The following is a 17,358-nucleotide window of genomic DNA, read 5'->3' on the forward strand; positions in this document are numbered from 1 at the left end:
AGGTCACGATGGCCCCGCTCAATCGCGCCGTGCCGCTCGCGAGATGCCTGGTCGAGAGCTCGGTGAGGGCCACCGTGAACGTGAGGCCGGGGAGGAGAATCGCGAGCCCTGCGAGGCTGGTCGCATAGCCGGTGCGCGTACCCAGAAGCCCGTCGAGCGTAAAGGCGAGGGTGGTGACCACGAAGCCGGCCAGCGGTTCGGTCACGTGACGCGTGCTCTCCCAACGGCTGGCCGTGAGCGCCGTGATGGCCGTGACGAGGCCCAGGAATGCTGCGACGAGCACATCGCCCACCCGGACCTTGAGGAAGCAGGCGATCGCGGTGGAGGCCAGCACGAAGGCCACGAGCACCAGCCATTGGGGATAGGCCGGCGGCGATGCGTCCATCACCTCGATGCGGCGAAGCCCCTCGCCCGGCGTGATCTGCCCCTCCATCACGTCCCGGGTAATGTCGCCCAGCTGCGAGAGATGGCCGAGGTTGGGTTCACCCGGCTCCACGCGCAGCAGGTGGACCCGCTGCTGCTCCAGATCCCCGATGCCCACCATGATGCTCGTGGGGGTCGAGAAGAACTCGGCGCGCACCCCCAACCGCCGGGCCAGCACGGAGAGCGTCGCCTCGAGACGATGCGCCGGGGTGCCGTGCTGGTGCAGCTGTTTCGCGAGCTGCAGGATGAAGCGCCGGGCGGCAGCCTGGTCCGGGGGCTCCACGTCACCGGCTGGCGCGCTGAGCGGCCGCCCCGGAAAGGGCGGCACATCGAGAGAGACGAAATCGTCCCTCTCCGGCGAAGACGACCGGTTCGGGGTGTGCATGGGACGCGTGAGGGTTCCGTGAGCGTAAGGGGACCGGGAGCCGTCGCGCAACCAGTGGGGAGTGTGGCCCGGTTGGCGTTGCCGATATGTTTCACCCATCAGCCGTTGAGCACGGATGCCTCCGGCACCGTGGTAACCCCCAGACGTCAGGTCATGTCGCTCACTTCGTCCTTCCGCTCCATCGCGCGCCAGTTCACGCTGGGTGCGACTTCTGCCCTGTTGTTCGCCGCCTGCAGCACCGACAACAGCACGTCGCCCAACATCCCGTCCAACCCGGGCGTCGAGTCGTACGCCGCGTCCACCGGCGTCGTGATCGCACAGATGACCAAGGTGAACGACAACCTCTATCGCAGCGACAATCCGGTCGGCACCGGCGCCACCGCGGTGAATGGCGATTCGCTCACGGTGACGTACAAGGGGATGCTCGCCAACGGCGCGGTGTTCGATCAGGGCAGTTTTTCCTACCGGCTCGGGTCCGGCCGCGTGATCCCCGGGTGGGAGCAGGGGATCCCCGGCATGCGGGTCGGTGGCAAGCGGAAGCTCGTGATCGGTTCGGCGCTCGCCTACCAGAACGAGCGCACGGGCTCCATTCCGCCCAACTCCACGCTGGTGTTCGATGTGACGCTCGACCGCATCGCGGGCAAATGACCCGCAGCGTCCGCACCTGGATTCCCGTCGGCCTTCTGGCCGGCGGGATTTTCTTTGCCCGTCAGGCCGACGCCACGGCCACCCTGCAGCCTCCCGCCACACAAGCGGCCGATCTGCTCATTGTGAACGGCACCGTGATCGACGGTACCGGGGCGCCGGGGCGGCGCGCCGATGTGGCCATTCGCGGCGACCGGATCGTGGCGGTGGGCGCGAACCTGCCGCGCGGCACCGCGATGCGGGTGATCGATGCGCAGGGGAAGATGGTCTCGCCTGGCTTCATCGATCTGCATGCGCATCTCGAGCCGCTGCTCGACATGCCGCTCATGGAGAGCGCGCTGCGGCAGGGGGTGACGCTCGCGCTGGGTGGACCCGACGGTGGCTCGCCGCTGCCCCTCAAGCCGTACATGGACAGCGTGCGCACCGCAAAGCCCGGCATCAACGTCGGATATCTCGTGGGCCACAACGATGTGCGGCGCGCCGTGCTGGGGATGGCCGCGCGCGCGCCGAACGACGCCGAACTCGCGCGCATGAAGCGGCTCGTGGCCGTGGCGATGGGGCAGGGCGCCTTCGGCCTCAGCACCGGCCTGCTGTACCTGCCCGGCACCTACTCCAACGTGGAAGAGGTCATCGCGCTGTCCCAGACGGCGGCTGATAGCGGGGGCATTTACACGAGCCACCTGCGCAAGGAAGGGATCGGCCTGCTGGACGGCGTGGGGGAAGCGCTGGAGATCGGCCGACGCGCGAAGATCCCCGTGGTGCTCACCCATCACAAGGCGGTGGGGCAGCAGATGTGGGGCAAGAGCGTGGTCACGCTCGCGATGGTGGACAGCGCGCGCAAGGCCGGCACCGATGTGATGATCGATCAGTACCCCTACACGGCCACGCACACCAACCTCGGCGTGCTCGTGCCGAGTTGGGCGATGGCGGGTGGTGACGCCGAGTTCCGTAAGCGTCTGCAGAATGCGGCGCTCAAGGACAGCATCGTACAGGGGATCATCTTCAACATCCTCAATGACCGTGGCGGTGGTGATCTCGCGCGCGTGCAGTTCTCCCGCGTGAATTGGGACAAATCCCTCGAGGGGAAGACGCTCAAGGATTGGGCGGCGCGCCGCAATCTCGCGCCCACCCCGGAGAACGGTGCGGCGCTGGTGCTCGAGGCCATGCTCAAGGGCGGCGCGAACGCCATCTACCACGTGCTCGATGAGGGCGACGTGCGGCGCATCATGCAGTCGCCGTTCACCATGATCGCGAGTGACGGGCGCCTGTCCCGCCCGGGCGACGGCCACCCGCACCCGCGGGCCTACGGCACCTTCCCGCGCGTGCTCGGTGAATACGTACGGGAGCAGAAGCTGCTGCCGCTCGAAACGGCGGTGCACAAGATGACCCAGATGCCCGCCCAGCGGTTGCGTCTCACCGATCGCGGGGTGTTGCGTGCTGGCGCGATGGCCGATGTGGTCATCTTCGATGCCGCCACGGTGAAGGACCAGGCCACCTTCACCGAACCGCATCAGTATCCCCTCGGCATCGAAACCGTACTGGTCAACGGCACCGTCGCGGTCGACGGCGGCAAGGCGACCGGCGTGCGTGCGGGGCGGGTCATTACCCGTCCGTAATCGCCGTTACTCGTCACCCGTCACTCCCACACCGAACCCGGAACCGATCAGTTCCGGGTTCTGCGGTTTGCAGGGTGTCTAGCGGCCCGCCGTCGTCGCGCCATATTCGCGGTGTCCTTCAACCCCACCGTTTCATGCGAACCAGACTTCTTCTCGCCGCCCTGCTGATCCCGGGCGCCCTCGTCGCCCAACCGCGCGGCCTCGACGAATCCGACGTGATGCGGCTGCGCTCGGTCGGCGGCATCGCCATGTCCCCCGACGGCAACCGCGTGCTCTACACCGTGAGCGCGTGGGAGCATCCGAATGCCAAGGGCGACACGGCGCTTGGTGATGTACACGACCGCCGCTCGCACGTCTTCATCGTGGCGTCGGCCGGTGGCGCGTCGCGCCAGCTCACGTTCGGGGAGCGCGGTGAGAGCCAACCGTCGTGGAGCCCCGACGGCAAGACCATCGCGTTCGTGGCGGCACGCGGGACCGGCACCGGCGAGAACGGTCCGCGGCCGCAGATCTGGCTGTTGCCGGCCGACGGCGGTGAGGCGCGTCAGCTCACCACCATCAAGGACGGGGTGAGCGGTTACGTGTGGAGCCCCGACGGGAGCAAGATCGCACTCCTGACTACCGATTCACTCACGCGCGAGCAGGAAGCCAAACAGCGCCGCCGCGACGACCCCAAGGTGTACGAAGGGGATTTCCGCCTCACGCATATCTGGGTGGTGGATGCCACCACGGGCGCGGCGAGCAAGGTGACGAGCGGCAACTTCACCGTGAGTGCGCTGCCGAGCTGGTCGCCCGACGGCAAGTCGCTGGCGTTCTATGCGAGCCCCACGCCGATGATTCGCGACGAACGGCACGACGCGTATCTCGTGGACGTGGCGAGCAAGCAGCTCACGGCACTCACCACCGATCATCAGGTGGAGTCGGCGCCGGCGTTCTCACCCGACGGCAAGACGCTGGCCTGGACGAGCGTGCCGCACGAGTTCGCGCCGCACAAGGACGGCATCATGGCGCGCACGTTGCGCAACGCGCGCATCTTCACGATGGATCTCGCCACGAAGGCGCTCACCAACCACGCCCAGAAGGGCTTCGATGTGAGCCCGGGTGCGGTGCGCTGGTCGCCCAACGGCAAGGAGCTGTGGTTCACGGCGAGCGATCGCGTCTACAACTCGCTGTACGCCTACGACGTGGCGGCCAAGACGTACGCCCAGCGCACCCAGAAGCAGCTGGTGGGGGGCATTTCGACCAACACCGACGGCTCGAAGTTCGCACTCGCGCTGAACAGCGCGGAACTGCCCACCGAGGTGTACGTGACCGACGCCTCGTTCGCGTCACCGAAGCGCATCACGACCACGAATGCGTGGCTCGCCGAGCGTGCGATCGGGGCGTCGCAGGTGATCACGTGGAAGAGCTTCGACGGCAAGGAAGCCGAAGGCGTGCTGCTGCTTCCCGTGGGCTACAAGGAAGGCAACAAGGTGCCGCTCATGGTGTCGGCGCACGGCGGCCCCACGGGCGCGCACACGGCGGGATTCAAGCTCGGCACCGATCCGGGGCAGACGTGGGCGGCGCGCGGCTGGGCGGTGTTCTACCCCAACCCGCGTGGCTCCACCGGCTACGGCGAGTGGTGGATGCACGCCAACACCGGTGACTGGGGCGGCGGCGACTACAAGGACATCATGACCGGCGTGGACGCGCTCATCAAGCGCGGTATTGCTGACTCGTCGAAGATGGCGTTCGAAGGGTGGAGCTACGGCGGCTACATGACGAGCTGGGTGGTGAGCCAGACGGGGCGCTTCAAGGCGGCCATGATGGGCGCCGGTTTGCCCAGCCTGCTTTCGATGGCCGGTACGACGGATATCCCGGGGTACATCAACACGTTCTTCGGCGACCCGCAGTACGACGGTTCCATCGTGAACGCGAACATCAAGAAGTACCTCGAGCGCTCCGGTATTTCGTACAGCGACAAGGTGACCACGCCGCTGCTCATCCTGCACGGCAGCAGCGACGAGCGCGTGCCGATCGGCCAGCCGATGGAGTTCTACCGCGCGCTCAAGGATCGCGGCAAGACGGTGGAGCTGGTGTTCTATCCGCGCGAGGGGCACGGCTTCACGGAGTACTACCACCAGCTCGACCGCATGAAGCGCGAGTACGAGTGGATCGCGAAGTACACGCTGGGGCAGGGGACGCGCACGGCGATGTAATGGACCGGCGCGCTCCTCGACGTTAACCGATCAGTTCCGGGTTGTGCGTTCGAGTGGTGGGTCGCGGGTCGTCACCCGCAACTCATCACCCGAACTCACGACCCGGAACTGATCCGTTTACGGGATGCGTCCGAATGATCCAATGCCCGATTTAATGGTGACACACGGCGGCGGCGGTGCACCTACTGTGTCCCCATGCTCGCCGCCGCCGCCTCCGCCGCCGTCCTCGGTATCGACGCCCTCGATGTGCTGGTCGAGGTGCATGTAGCCAATGGGCTACCGCAGTGGACGCTCGTCGGACTCGCAGCGACGGCGGTGAAGGAGAGCCGCGACCGCGTGCATGCGGCGCTGGCCAACAGTGGGTTCACGGTGCCCGCGCGTCGGGTCACGGTGAATCTGCAGCCTGGTGACTTGCCCAAGACGGGGACGGCCTTCGACCTCCCCATTGCCCTCGCGCTGCTCGCGGCGAGTGGGCAACTCCCGGTGGAGTGCCTCGCCAATATCTGCGCCGTTGGTGAATTGGGACTCGATGGGCAACTGCGCGCGGTGCGCGGGGTGCTCGCTGTGGCGCGGCACGTGGCGGCGACCAGCGATGCCCTGCTCATCGTGCCACCGGACAATCTGGGTGAGGCCACCCGTGTGCCGACCGCGCGGGCCATGGCGCCGCGCACGCTGGCGGAGCTCGTGGTGGCCCTGCGCGACGGCACGGCGCGCGCCGAGACACGCGCTATGTCGCGGGTGGCCGTGCCTGACGACACGCCGGATCTCTCGGATGTCGTGGGGCAGGAGCTTGCAGTACGCGCCATCGAGATCGCGGCGGCAGGGGCGCACAATCTCCTGCTGGTGGGTCCGCCCGGCGCCGGGAAGACGATGCTGGCCCGTCGACTGCCGGGTATCCTTCCGCCGCTCGACGAACACGAAGCGCTCGAGGTGCTGGCCATCCACTCGGTGGCGGGGCTGCTGGGCCCATCCGACGAACAGCTGTTGCGCCGAGCTCGACCGTTTCGCGCGCCGCATCACAGCATTTCCAGCGCGGGGCTCGTGGGTGGCGGAGGCTGGCCGCGTCCGGGTGAGGTGAGCCTCGCGCATCACGGGGTGCTGTTTCTCGATGAGCTGTCGCTCTTTCCGCGTCATACGCTCGAATCGCTACGGCAGCCGCTCGAAGATGGCAGTGTGGTGGTCGCCCGCGCCGCTCGCACGCTGCGGTTCCCGTCGCGCTTCACCTTCATCGCGGCGAGCAATCCGTGCCCATGCGGCTACGCCGGATGTGATGACCGGCCGTGTCGCTGTTCGGTGGCCGATCTCGAGCGGCATCGGCAACGCCTCTCCGGCCCACTGGCCGATCGCATCGATTTGCATGTGCACGTGCAACGGGTCCCCCCAGCGGCGCTCGCGCAGCACGGGGCCAGTACCCCCAGCGAGCGATCGGCGGCCGTGCGCGAACGGGTGCTGCGCGCCCGAGAACGGCAACGTGCGCGCTATGCGCACACCATGCACGCCGCCGCACGGCATCGCGGCGATTCGTCTCCGTCGCTGACCGGCCTCACCAACGCGTCGGCCGCCGTACGTCTCATCGCCCCTGCCGCCCGCCTCGAGCCCGCCGCGCGTGCGCTGCTCGTGCGGGCGGCCGACAAGCTCACGCTCTCCGCCCGGTCGTATCATCGCGTGCTACGGGTGGCGCGCACGATTGCCGATCTCGACGACGCCGAGTCGGTATCGTCGGCCCATATCGGGGAGGCACTCCGGTTCCGGCCGGCGGATGCGGCCGACCGGCAGGACGCGGGGAGTGCGGTGGGCGCCGTCCCGTGATCGCCCAGCGGCGGCGCGACGCCGACTGGGTGGCCCCAAGATGCCGATTTTCCCTAGGCGACCGTCACGCTGGTGGAACAGTTCGTCTCAAAATGTTACGGGTGGGAACGTCGCGGGGTATGCTAGCCGCCGCTCCCCTGAGCATGAACCCTCCCTTACCTCCCAGCCATGCGCCTTCGTCCCGCCCTCCTCGCCACCTCCGCCTTCGCCCTCGCCGCCTGTCAGGCGACCGATGAGATCGCGGCGCCCTCCACCGATGCACGCTTTGCTGCTACGCCGGCGGCAGCGTCGCAGCGCATCCCCAACCGCTACATCGTCGTGCTGCGTAACGATGCGCGCGACGTGCCCGGCCTGGCCCGCGGACTGGCCGCAGCCCACAACGGCTCGGTCGGTTTCGTGTACGAGGCGGCGCTGAAGGGGTTTTCGATCACGCTGGGCTCGGACGCTGCGGCTAACGCGATCGCCCGCAATCCGAACGTGGCGTACGTGGAGCCTGAGCAGGTGGTGACGGCCTCCGTCACGCAGAGTAATGCCACGTGGGGGCTCGACCGCATCGACCAGCGTGCGTTGCCGCTCAACACCACCTTCAACTACACGGCGACGGCCAGCAATGTCTGGGCGTACATCGTCGACACCGGGATCCGCACGGCGCACACGCAGTTCGGTGGGCGTGCCACGCTCGGGTTCAACGCGTTCAGCCGTGCCGCGAAGGATGGCGATTGCAACGGTCATGGCACGCATGTGGCGGGCACGGTAGGTGGCACGACTTTCGGCATTGCGAAGGCCGTGCGACTCGTGGCGGTTCGCGTTCTGGATTGTCAGGGCTCCGGCACGAGCGCGGGCCTGCTCGCGGGTATCAACTACGTGGTGCAGCAGAAGACCGCCAATCCCTCGCGCCCCATGGTCGCCAACATGTCGCTCGGCTTCGGCGGCGTGGTAGCCTCAATCGATGACGCGGTGACCAACGCCATTGCGGCTGGTGTCCCCTTCGTTATCGCGGCCGGGAACAGCAACGTCGACGCCTGTGGTGTCTCGCCCGCCCGCACGCCGAACGCGATCACGGTAGGGTCGACCACGTCGACCGATCAGCGGTCGTCGTTCTCGAACTTCGGCAGCTGCGTCGACATCTTCGCGCCGGGGAGCAACATCACGTCGGCCTGGCACACCGGGAACAGCGTGACCAACACGATCAGCGGCACGTCGATGGCATCGCCGCACGTGGCGGGCGTGGTGGCACTGTATCTGGCTGGCAATCCCACCGCGACGCCGAGCGCCGTGACGTCCGTGCTCAATACGGCGGCCACCACGGGCGCCGTCCTCAACGCGGGGACCAACTCCCCGAACCGCCTGCTCTTCACGGCCTACTGAGCGTGACCTCTGTGAACGGCCCCACCGGCGCACCACGCCGGTGGGGCCGTTTCATTTGAGGGCCACCCTTCTCCCTCACGGCCGGAGTGGGATAGCTTCGGACATCCGAACTCCGCTCCCCCAATCTTCCCGCGTCGTGGGCTGTCTCACTCGTCTTGGCTGTGCCGCGGTACTCGTGGCTGGTGGTGCCCTCGGCTACTGGCTTTACGGTGATCGTCTGCCGTCGGTGCTGTCGCGGGCCGCGAGCGGCGCCGCTGACAAGGTGACCGATGCCGCGGTGCGCACCAGCGAGCGCCTCGATAGCGAAGAGGGGGCGCGGATCGCTGCCGAGCAGGAGGCGCGTCGTCGGGCTGCGCGCGACCAGCGCGATCGGGAACTCGGCTGGGTCACCGTGAATGTCGACGCGCCGGTCGCTCCCAAGGCCAACCCGCTGGCGCTGCTCGCACGTCGCCGTGGGCCCGCGTACGTGTCGCTCGATGCCAGACAGGCGGCCGTCCTGCTGGCGCCTCTGCTCGCGCAGTTGCCGCCGTCGGCCACCACCGCGCAGGTCGCGCTCGACGACGACATCCTGCTCGTGCGCACCGCTGTGTCGTTGAGCGACTTCACCGGGCAGTCGGCCATTGGCGCCGTGCTGGGGAAGGCTCTCGTGGGCGAGGACACGCTGTTCCTTGCCGGACCACTCGAACCGGTGCGCCCCGGCCTCGCGCAGTTCCGCGTGCGCGAAGTACGCCTCAAGGGAATCGACGTACCCACGCGCCTCATCCCCGGGCTGGTGCGCCATCTCCGCGCGGCCGCCGAATCGAGCGGTAAGCCGGCGGCGGAACGCCCGGCCGGTACGGCGGTAGATAGCGGTGTCGCGCCAGCCAGCACGATCGCCGACGATGGGGTGCCCGTCGCACTTCCGGGCACAGTGAGCGATGTGCGGGTGGTCAACGGCAAGCTCACGCTCTATCGCGCCACCGTCGCGGCGACTCCCTCCAAATCCAAGCGCTGAATCCATCATGAGCCGTCGCGTCCTCGTTATCGACGACGAACCGGGAATCCGTCAGGCCCTCGGCCAGCTCCTCGAATACGAGGGTTTCGAGGTGAAGACCGCGAGCGGCGGCGCCGAAGGCATCACGCTGTACGACAGCTTCCGGCCGCAGTTGGTGTTTCTCGATGTGAAGATGGCGGGGCTCGACGGCCTCGAGGTGCTCAAGCGCTTGCGGCAGGCTGATCCCACGGCCACGGTGGTCATGATCAGCGGGCACGCCACCATTCAGACCGCGGTGGAGGCCACGCAGCTCGGTGCCTACGATATTCTCGAAAAGCCGCTCGACACCGATCGCGTGCTCGTGCTGCTGCGCAATGCCTTCGAGAATCGGCAGCTGAGCGAAGAGAACGCGCGGCTGCGCGAGACGATTGAGAGTCGCTACGAAATCGTGGGGCGTTCGTTCGGTATCCGGGCGCTCCTCGATCGCATCGAAAAGGTGGCGGGCACGCCGGCGCGGGTGCTCATCACCGGGGAGAACGGCACCGGCAAGGAGCTCGTGGCCCGGGCGATTCACCGGCAGTCGACACGGGCCAAGAAGCCGTTCGTCGAAGTGAACTGCGCCGCCATTCCCGGTGAACTCATCGAGAGCGAACTGTTCGGGCACATGAAGGGGTCGTTCACTGGCGCGGTAAGTGACCGAGCTGGCAAGTTCGAACAGGCCGACGGCGGCACGCTCTTCCTCGACGAGATTGGCGACATGAGCGCCAATGCGCAGGCCAAGGTGCTGCGCGTGTTGCAGGACGGTGTGGTTACACGGATTGGCAGCAACAAGCCGGTGCAGGTGGACGTGCGGGTGCTTGCCGCTACCAACAAGCATCTCGAAGAGGAGATCGCTGCGGGGCGGTTCCGCGAAGACCTGTTCTATCGGCTCAATGTGGTGCCGATCGCGGTGCCGGCGCTGCGGGAGCGTCGGGAAGACATCCCGCAGCTCGTCGTGCACTTCCTGCAGCAGCTGGCGGCGCGAGACGGCTTGCCTGCGCGCGGGATCACCGACGACGCGATTCGGCGGCTGCAGGAGCTCGAGTGGCAGGGCAACGTGCGCGAGTTGCGCAACACGGTGGAGCGGTTGGTGATTCTCGCCAGCCATGCCGTCATTGGCGTCGCCGACGTGGACCGGTTGGTGGGGCGCCGCGCCGCGGAAAGTCCCGGGCTCGGGGGGCTGCTCGACATCGCCACCTTCGAGGAGTTCAAGCAGGCCGCCGAGCGGGCGTATCTGCTGGCCAAGCTCCGCGCGTTCGACTGGAACGTGAGCGAAACGGCGCGGGCGCTCGACATGCCGCGCTCGAACCTGTACAAGAAAATCGAGCGGTACGCCCTGCAGCGTGAAACCGCCGAGTGAGGTGATCCGGTAGTTTAGGGAGTCCCTGCGGCACACCAATCTCGGGGATGCTCTCCTTCAACGGCGCGCCGGCATGACCGACTGGGACAAGGAACTCGCGAAAATCGACAAGCAGCTCGCGTCCATTTCCGACGAAGAGCTGATGCGCAGCGCGCAGCCGGCGGCCCCTGCGAAGGCCGGTGCCGCACCGCGGGCGCTGCCGGCCGGGAAGCCCGCGGTGAACGCCGGCGCCATGTCCATGCCCAGCGGACCGACCGGCAAGCCGTGGGTCGCGTGGGTGAAGGTGCTCGTGGCCGTGGGAGCCGCGGGCGGACTGATGGTCTGGCCGTGGCCCGCACGATGCGGGGCGCCGCTGATCGGCTTCACGGCTGCCACGGGCGGTGTGGCGCTGCTGGGTCTGTGGAGCGCGCTCGGGACGTGGCGTCATCGGCTCGGGCTGGCGCATGTCGCGTCGCTGCTGGTGGCCGCGTGGGGGCTCGCGCTAGGCGCGCGCGAGGTGCTGCCGCGCGTGGGGTACGCGGTGCCCACACCCGAGCGGGGCGCGCAGTGGAGCTGCGAGGGTCTCCCGAGCGCCGCTCCCGCCGTGCCGCCTGGCACCGGCCCGGCCGCGTCGGGGAGCATGCCGGGCGGGACCCCCAACAGGGGTCCGGGAAGTGCGCCGGCGGGCCAGACGGGTGGCACCGCACTCTAGCCCATTCCGCTAGATTGGTCGCATGACCACCACCTACCGGAACTTCATTGGCGGTCAGTGGATTGCCCCATCCACTGGCGCCTACTTCGAGAATCGCAATCCTGCTGATCAGCACGATCTGATCGGCCTCTTCCCGGCCTCGGGCGCCGCCGACATCGATGCCGCGGTCGACAGTGCGCGACGCGGGTTCGATCGCTGGAAACGTACGCCGGCGCCCGCACGTGGCGACGTGCTGCGTCGCGTGGGCGACCTGCTGGCCGCCCGCAAGGAAGAACTCGCCGACATCATGACGCGCGAGATGGGCAAGCCGCTCGCAGAAACGCGCGGCGACGTGCAGGAAGGCATCGACACCGCGTACTACGCGGCCACCGAGGGGCGCCGCCTCTTCGGGCACACCGTACCCAGCGAGCTCGCCAACAAGTGGGCCATGAGTATGCGTCGCCCCATCGGGGTGTGCGGGCTCATCACCCCGTTCAACTTCCCGCTCGCCATTCCCACCTGGAAGGCGTTCCCGGCGCTGCTCTGCGGCAACGCGGTGATCCTCAAGCCGGCCGAGGACGTGCCGCACACGAGCACCGTACTCGTGGAGATTCTGCTCGAAGCCGGTCTGCCCCCCGAAGTCATTCAGCTCGTGCACGGCATGGGTGAAGTGGTGGGGAAGGCGCTCGTGGAGCATCCGCAGGTCCCCGTCATTTCGTTCACGGGGAGTACGGAAACGGGTCGCTTCGTCGGCGAAACGTGCGGTCGCATGCACAAGCGACTGTCGCTCGAGATGGGCGGCAAGAACGCGCAGATCGTCCTCGACGACGCCGATCTCGATCTCGCGCTCGACGGCGTGCTCTGGGGCGCCTTCGGCACCACCGGCCAGCGCTGCACGGCCACCAGCCGTCTCGTGTTGCAGGAAGGCATTCACGACGAGTTCGTGGCGCGACTCGCGGCACGTGCGGAAAAGCTGGTGCTCGGTGACGGTCGCAAGGCGGGTACCGATGTGGGGCCGCTCGTGAATCAGGCGGCGCTCGACAAGGTGCAGCGGTACATGGGCGTCGCGAAGGAACAGGGCGCCACGCTCGTCTGCGGCGGTGAGCGCGCAACGGGCGGCGCGCTCGACAATGGCTTCTTCTTCAAGCCCACCATCTTCACCGGCGTGACCGCCGGGTCCCGTCTCGACCAGGAAGAGATCTTCGGCCCGGTGCTGAGCGTGATCAAGGTGAAGACGGCCGAAGAAGCGTTCGCGGTGAACAACGGCGTGCGCTACGGGCTATCGAGCTCGGTGTACACGCGCAACGTGAACGTGGCGTTCCGCGCACTGCAGGATCTCGACAACGGCATCACCTACGTGAACGCGCCCACCATCGGCGCCGAGGCGCATCTCCCGTTCGGCGGTGTGAAGGAAACCGGCAACGGACATCGTGAAGGCGGCTGGGAGGTGTACGAGTTCTACTCGGAGACCAAGGTCGGTTACGTGGACTACTCCGGGTCGTTGCAGCGCGCCCAGATCGACAATTACTGATCGTGGCACCGTGAGATACCGAGGCCGGTCGTGACGGCGGGGCCGGGCCGCAAGGCCCGGGTGCCATGCACCCCATAGACCGGCATCGGCGTGACGAGGCGCTCCGCGCGGCCAATCGGTCGCGCGGCGTGCGTCTCCCTGAGTGGAAGCGGGCCGGGCGCCGCCGTGAAGGGTCGCACCGGGCCGCCGGGTGGCTCACGGTGCTGCCCATGGCGCTCCTGCTGTTCCTGCTGCTACGCACCTTCGTGATCGAGGCGTTCCGGATCCCGTCCTCGAGTATGGAGCGGACGCTGCTCCCGGGCGATTTTCTGCTCGTGAACAAGTGGGTGTACGGCGCGGAGATCCCCTTCATGAGCGCTCGGTTGCCCGCCCTGCGCGCGCCGCAGCACGCGGATGTCGTGGTCTTCAACTGGCCGGTGGATCCGGACAAACCCTTCGTGAAACGACTGGTGGGGCTGCCCGGGGACAGGCTGGCGATGCGGAACGGTGTGCTCGAGCGCAATGGCGTGACGGTACCGGAGCCGTATCTCAGAGCCGCGCAGGGCGCGACGCCGCGTTCTCCCACGGCGCCACCGACGCGCGACAGTTGGGGTCCCGTGGTGATACCGCCGCGGCACTTTTACGTGCTGGGCGACAACCGGCCCAACTCCCTCGATAGTCGCTATTGGGGATTCGTGCCCGACAGTCTGCTGCGCGGTGCGCCATGGTTCGTGTACTACAGTTTTGTGCCGGATTCCACCGAGACCGTACCGTGGCTCACGCGAGTCCGCTGGGCGCGACTCGGAACGACGGTCCGATAATGATCGGGTGTTCCGGTGCCCGATTTCCCGGGCCGATGCGTTGACGAATGACGGTAGGGCGGTAAGGCTTATACGTCGGTCGGCGACTTGCCGACGTCAGCACCATCGCAGGTACCTTGCAGGACGCCGCGTTCCCCTCCCCGCGCGGTGAATACCGAGAGCCACTCAGCACCCGAGCCGGTCGAACATGGCGGTCACTCCCCCGAAGAAGAAGGCGCAATACGAGGAAGGCTCCCTCGATCAGTACCTGCGTGACATCAGTGCATACCCGCTCATCTCCCGCGAAGAAGAAGCGGAGTTGGCACGACGCATTCGCACCGGGGATCAGGAGGCGCTCGACAAACTGGTCCGCTCCAACCTCCGGTTCGTCGTCAGCGTTGCGAAGAAATATCAGAATCAGGGCGTGTCGCTGTCCGACCTGATCAACGAAGGCAACCTTGGTCTCATCCGGGCCGCCCACAAGTTCGACGAGACCAAGGGGATCAAGTTCATCTCGTACGCCGTGTGGTGGATCCGTCAGGCCATTCTGCAGGCGCTGGCCGAGCAGTCGCGCATCGTGCGTGTGCCGCTCAATCGGGCCGGCACGCTGCATCGCATCGGGAAGCGCGCGAATACGCTGCTGCAGGAGCTCGGGCGCGAGGCCACGCACGCCGAGATCGCCGAAGGCATGGACATCACCGAGGAAGAAGTCGCGAAGACGATGTCCATCTCGCAGGTGCACCTCTCGCTCGACGCCCCGCTTACACCGGGTGAGGACAACCGCCTCCTCGACTACCTGCCGGACACCCAGCACGCCAACCCGGAAGACCAGACCTTCGAGAAGGCGCTGATCGAAGCGATCGCCGAGTCGCTTGGGAGCCTCAAGGAGCGCGAGGCCAAGATTCTCCGCCTGTACTTCGGCATTGACGGTGGCGAGGCCATGACGCTCGAGGAGATCGGCTCGCAGCTGGGCATTACGCGCGAACGGGTCCGCCAGATCAAGGAGAAGGCGCTGTCGCGTCTCCGCCACGTGAGCCGCGCCCGAAGCCTCGAAAGCTTCCTCGGCTGACGCCATTTCCTGCTAGATTCGTATTCTCCGGCCCCGGCACCCGCCGGGGCCTCGTGCTATCCGGGACTCAACATATGGCTTCCACGTACTCGTTCGACGTCACCACCGGCTGCGATCTGCAGGAGGTGGACAATGCGGTCAATCAGTCGCAGAAAGAGGTCACGCAGCGCTTCGACTTCAAGGGCTCGCACGTGCTCATCGACTTCAAGCGCGCCGAAAACCTCATCAAGCTCGAGGCTGAAGGGGAAATGCGGCACACGGCGCTCGTGGACGTGCTGCGTGGCAAGCTGGTGAAGCGCGGCGTGAGCGTGAAGAACCTCGAATTCACCGATCCCAAGCCGGGGAGTCACGAGATTCTTCGGAGCGAGGTGAAGCTCAAGATGGCGCTCGACGCCGAAACGGCGAAGAAGGTGTCCGGCGCGATCAAGGAGGCGAAGCTGAAGAAGATCACGGCGAGCATCCAGGGCGAGCAGGTGCGCGTGTCGAGCCCCGACAAGGACGCGCTGCAGGAATGCATCGCCATGCTGCGCCAGGGTGAGTTCGGCGTGGAGTTGCAGTTCGGCAACTTCAGGTAAAGGCGGTCGTTGGGGCGAGGTCGTTTGCCGCGACACGCCCCGCCGATTCCGCTCACCCCGTTCGCTGCTCTGTTCGGGGGTAGCCGTGCGCTCCGCTTCGTCACTACGCGACTCCGCTAACGCGCCGGCGTCACCCCCTCACGGATCCGCTCACGGGGCGGCGGAACCGGCGGGGCTGCATCACTCTTGGCGGCGCTGCGCGCGCCTCAGGCCTCCTCTCTCAGTGCCACCCCACGCCGCGAAGTCGGGCACGGTCACCCCCGAACAGACTCGCGGTGGGGATGCGGGAGCCAGTCGGGGCGTGTCGCCCGCACTAAACGCCATTCGCGCAGAGCCCCCGACCTGCCTCGAAACGCGCTAACTTATGGGATGCTTAAGTTCGGCTTGGTCACCCTCGGGTGTGACAAAAACACAGTAGACTCCGAGCGGTATCTCGCCGACCTCGTGGCACATGGCGCAGAGCCGGTCCAGGAGCTCGGCGACGCCGATGTGATCTTGGTGAACACCTGTGGCTTCATCGATGCGGCAAAGGCCGAAAGCATCGAAGCCATCGTCGATGCCGCCCGCCTCAAGGACGACGGGCAGGTGAAGGCCGTCTTCGCCATCGGCTGCATGGTGGAGCGCCACAAGGACGAACTGGTGGACGCGCTCCCCGAGGTCGATGTGTTCCTCGGCAACTCCGAGACCGACCGGCTGATACCCGAACTGGTGGAGCGTGGGCTGCTCGGTGGGTCGCTGGTCGAGCATCCGGGCGTGCGCCTCTTCAGTGGCGATACGCCGCATGTGCGCTACCTCAAGATCTCCGAAGGGTGCGACCACGGGTGCGCGTTCTGCGCGATTCCGCTCATGCGCGGCAAGCACCGCAGCTTCGCACTGCCCGATCTGGTGCGTGAGGCGCAGTTGCTTGAAGCGCAGGGTGCCCGCGAGATCAACCTCGTGGCGCAGGACCTGGCGCACTACGGACGCGACCGCCGCGACGGCAATGCGCTCCCCGAGCTACTCGAAGCGCTGGTGCGTGAGACCACGATTCCGTGGATCCGCAACATGTACCTCTACAGCACCGGTATCACGCCGCGGCTGCTCGAGGTCATCGCGGCCAACGATCGCATCGTGCGCTGGCTCGATACGCCCATGCAGCACGGCGCCGATGCGGTGCTGGCACGCATGCGTCGTCCCGAGCGACAGAAGACCATTCGGGAGCGGCTCGCCCAGTACCGTGCCATCGTGCCCGATCTCGCGGTGCGTACGAGCGTGATCGTCGGCTTCCCGGGCGAAACGGAAGACGACTTCAATACGCTCTGCGACTTCCTCGAGGAGATGCAGTTCGACCGCGTGGGCGTGTTCACGTATTCCCCGCAGGAAGGCACGCGCGCGTACGGCATGGACGACGACGTCGCCGACAGCATCAAGCAGGAGCGGAAGGAACGCATCGAAGAGCTGCAGCGCGGCATCACCGCGTCGCGCTACGAGCGCTTTCTCGGTCGCGAAGCGCGGGTGCTGGTGGAGAAGGCCGGTGACGCGCCTGACCTGTGGGTGTGTCGCGCCCCGTGGCAGGCCGACGATATCGATGGCCTCATGCAGGTGACCGTGCCGCCCACGCTGCTTGCCGCCGGTACCCGTCCGATACCCGGCGCGTTCATCGACGTGCACGTCGATCAGGTGGTCGACGACTACGATTTCACTGCCACGCTGCTGCGCATTGCCGACGCGCCGACGGTGGCGACTCCAGTCCGCTCCACCCGCGCCTTGCCGCTGGTGGGCATCGATTCAACCTCTGCCGGGAGCTTTGGCCGATGACGGGTTCTTCGTCGCTGATGACCAACAATGCGCGGTCTGCCGAAATCATGGCGCGGGCGCGCGGTCGTTTTCCGGGCGGGGTGAACTCGCCGGTGCGGGCCTTCCGCGGCGTGGGCGGCGAGCC

The 17,358-nt window shown here is 67.2% G+C and carries 14 protein-coding genes; 13 read left to right on the top strand and 1 reads right to left on the bottom strand.

The window, feature by feature from the left end:
- A partial coding sequence (locus tag ACIQ6O_RS04270) for a threonine/serine exporter family protein (protein ID WP_396206546.1) occupies positions 1–808 on the bottom strand: 808 nt, incomplete at its 3' end.
- 153 nt (positions 809–961) lie between these two features.
- Between ACIQ6O_RS04270 and ACIQ6O_RS04275 the strand changes: the two genes are divergently transcribed.
- From ACIQ6O_RS04275 to rimO, 13 genes are all read left to right on the top strand, one after another.
- On the top strand, positions 962–1,456 hold the full coding sequence (locus tag ACIQ6O_RS04275; protein ID WP_396206547.1) for an FKBP-type peptidyl-prolyl cis-trans isomerase: 495 nt from the start codon (positions 962–964) through the stop codon (positions 1,454–1,456).
- The gene (locus ACIQ6O_RS04280) at positions 1,453–3,069 is read left to right on the top strand and encodes an amidohydrolase family protein (protein ID WP_396206548.1); all 1,617 of its coding nucleotides are present in this window, start codon (positions 1,453–1,455) and stop codon (positions 3,067–3,069) included. The genes ACIQ6O_RS04275 and ACIQ6O_RS04280 overlap by 4 nt, the downstream gene beginning before the upstream one ends.
- 134 nt (positions 3,070–3,203) lie before the next feature.
- Positions 3,204–5,264, top strand: a complete 2,061-nt coding sequence (locus ACIQ6O_RS04285; RefSeq protein WP_396206549.1) for a prolyl oligopeptidase family serine peptidase — start codon at positions 3,204–3,206, stop codon at positions 5,262–5,264.
- A gap of 195 nt (positions 5,265–5,459) precedes the next feature.
- Positions 5,460–7,073, top strand: coding sequence for a YifB family Mg chelatase-like AAA ATPase (locus tag ACIQ6O_RS04290; RefSeq protein WP_396206550.1), 1,614 nt, complete (start codon positions 5,460–5,462; stop codon positions 7,071–7,073).
- 168 nt (positions 7,074–7,241) lie between these two features.
- Positions 7,242–8,441, top strand: coding sequence for a S8 family serine peptidase (locus tag ACIQ6O_RS04295; protein WP_396206551.1), 1,200 nt, complete (start codon positions 7,242–7,244; stop codon positions 8,439–8,441).
- Between the two features lie 136 nt (positions 8,442–8,577).
- On the top strand, positions 8,578–9,435 hold the full coding sequence (locus ACIQ6O_RS04300; RefSeq protein ID WP_396206552.1) for a hypothetical protein: 858 nt from the start codon (positions 8,578–8,580) through the stop codon (positions 9,433–9,435).
- A 7-nt stretch (positions 9,436–9,442) separates the two neighbouring features.
- Positions 9,443–10,813 carry a sigma-54-dependent transcriptional regulator gene (locus ACIQ6O_RS04305; protein WP_396206553.1) on the top strand — a complete coding sequence of 457 codons (1,371 nt, stop codon included), beginning with the start codon at positions 9,443–9,445 and terminating at the stop codon, positions 10,811–10,813.
- Positions 10,814–10,886: 73 nt separating this feature from the next.
- The gene (locus ACIQ6O_RS04310) at positions 10,887–11,504 is read left to right on the top strand and encodes a hypothetical protein (protein WP_396206554.1); all 618 of its coding nucleotides are present in this window, start codon (positions 10,887–10,889) and stop codon (positions 11,502–11,504) included.
- Between the two features lie 22 nt (positions 11,505–11,526).
- Positions 11,527–13,014 carry an aldehyde dehydrogenase family protein gene (locus ACIQ6O_RS04315; protein ID WP_396206555.1) on the top strand — a complete coding sequence of 496 codons (1,488 nt, stop codon included), beginning with the start codon at positions 11,527–11,529 and terminating at the stop codon, positions 13,012–13,014.
- Between the two features lie 65 nt (positions 13,015–13,079).
- Positions 13,080–13,814, top strand: a complete 735-nt coding sequence (lepB, locus tag ACIQ6O_RS04320) for a signal peptidase I (protein ID WP_396206556.1) — start codon at positions 13,080–13,082, stop codon at positions 13,812–13,814.
- Between the two features lie 187 nt (positions 13,815–14,001).
- A complete protein-coding gene (locus ACIQ6O_RS04325) occupies positions 14,002–14,862 on the top strand; it encodes an RNA polymerase sigma factor RpoD/SigA (protein ID WP_396206557.1) in 861 nt (286 codons plus the stop codon).
- A 74-nt stretch (positions 14,863–14,936) separates the two neighbouring features.
- On the top strand, positions 14,937–15,437 hold the full coding sequence (locus ACIQ6O_RS04330; RefSeq protein WP_396206558.1) for a YajQ family cyclic di-GMP-binding protein: 501 nt from the start codon (positions 14,937–14,939) through the stop codon (positions 15,435–15,437).
- A gap of 369 nt (positions 15,438–15,806) precedes the next feature.
- Entirely contained in the window at positions 15,807–17,234 is a 1,428-nt protein-coding gene (rimO, locus tag ACIQ6O_RS04335) for a 30S ribosomal protein S12 methylthiotransferase RimO (protein ID WP_396206559.1), read from the top strand.
- Positions 17,235–17,358: the final 124 nt, after the last annotated feature.

The organism is Gemmatimonas sp. (assembly GCF_044345575.1).
Taxonomy (GTDB): domain Bacteria; phylum Gemmatimonadota; class Gemmatimonadetes; order Gemmatimonadales; family Gemmatimonadaceae; genus Gemmatimonas.

What these genes read in the sequence shown, in the direction of transcription:
- ACIQ6O_RS04285 (WP_396206549.1), top strand. Translation starts at nt 3,204, where the DNA reads ATGCGAACCAGACTTCTTCTCGCCGCCCTGCTGATCCCGGGCGCCCTC.
- ACIQ6O_RS04315 (WP_396206555.1), top strand. Translation starts at nt 11,527, where the DNA reads ATGACCACCACCTACCGGAACTTCATTGGCGGTCAGTGGATTGCCCCA.
- ACIQ6O_RS04275 (WP_396206547.1), top strand. Translation starts at nt 962, where the DNA reads ATGTCGCTCACTTCGTCCTTCCGCTCCATCGCGCGCCAGTTCACGCTG.
- ACIQ6O_RS04330 (WP_396206558.1), top strand. Translation starts at nt 14,937, where the DNA reads ATGGCTTCCACGTACTCGTTCGACGTCACCACCGGCTGCGATCTGCAG.
- ACIQ6O_RS04295 (WP_396206551.1), top strand. Translation starts at nt 7,242, where the DNA reads ATGCGCCTTCGTCCCGCCCTCCTCGCCACCTCCGCCTTCGCCCTCGCC.
- rimO (WP_396206559.1), top strand. Translation starts at nt 15,807, where the DNA reads ATGCTTAAGTTCGGCTTGGTCACCCTCGGGTGTGACAAAAACACAGTA.
- ACIQ6O_RS04305 (WP_396206553.1), top strand. Translation starts at nt 9,443, where the DNA reads ATGAGCCGTCGCGTCCTCGTTATCGACGACGAACCGGGAATCCGTCAG.
- ACIQ6O_RS04310 (WP_396206554.1), top strand. Translation starts at nt 10,887, where the DNA reads ATGACCGACTGGGACAAGGAACTCGCGAAAATCGACAAGCAGCTCGCG.
- ACIQ6O_RS04290 (WP_396206550.1), top strand. Translation starts at nt 5,460, where the DNA reads ATGCTCGCCGCCGCCGCCTCCGCCGCCGTCCTCGGTATCGACGCCCTC.
- ACIQ6O_RS04325 (WP_396206557.1), top strand. Translation starts at nt 14,002, where the DNA reads ATGGCGGTCACTCCCCCGAAGAAGAAGGCGCAATACGAGGAAGGCTCC.
- lepB (WP_396206556.1), top strand. Translation starts at nt 13,080, where the DNA reads ATGCACCCCATAGACCGGCATCGGCGTGACGAGGCGCTCCGCGCGGCC.
- ACIQ6O_RS04280 (WP_396206548.1), top strand. Translation starts at nt 1,453, where the DNA reads ATGACCCGCAGCGTCCGCACCTGGATTCCCGTCGGCCTTCTGGCCGGC.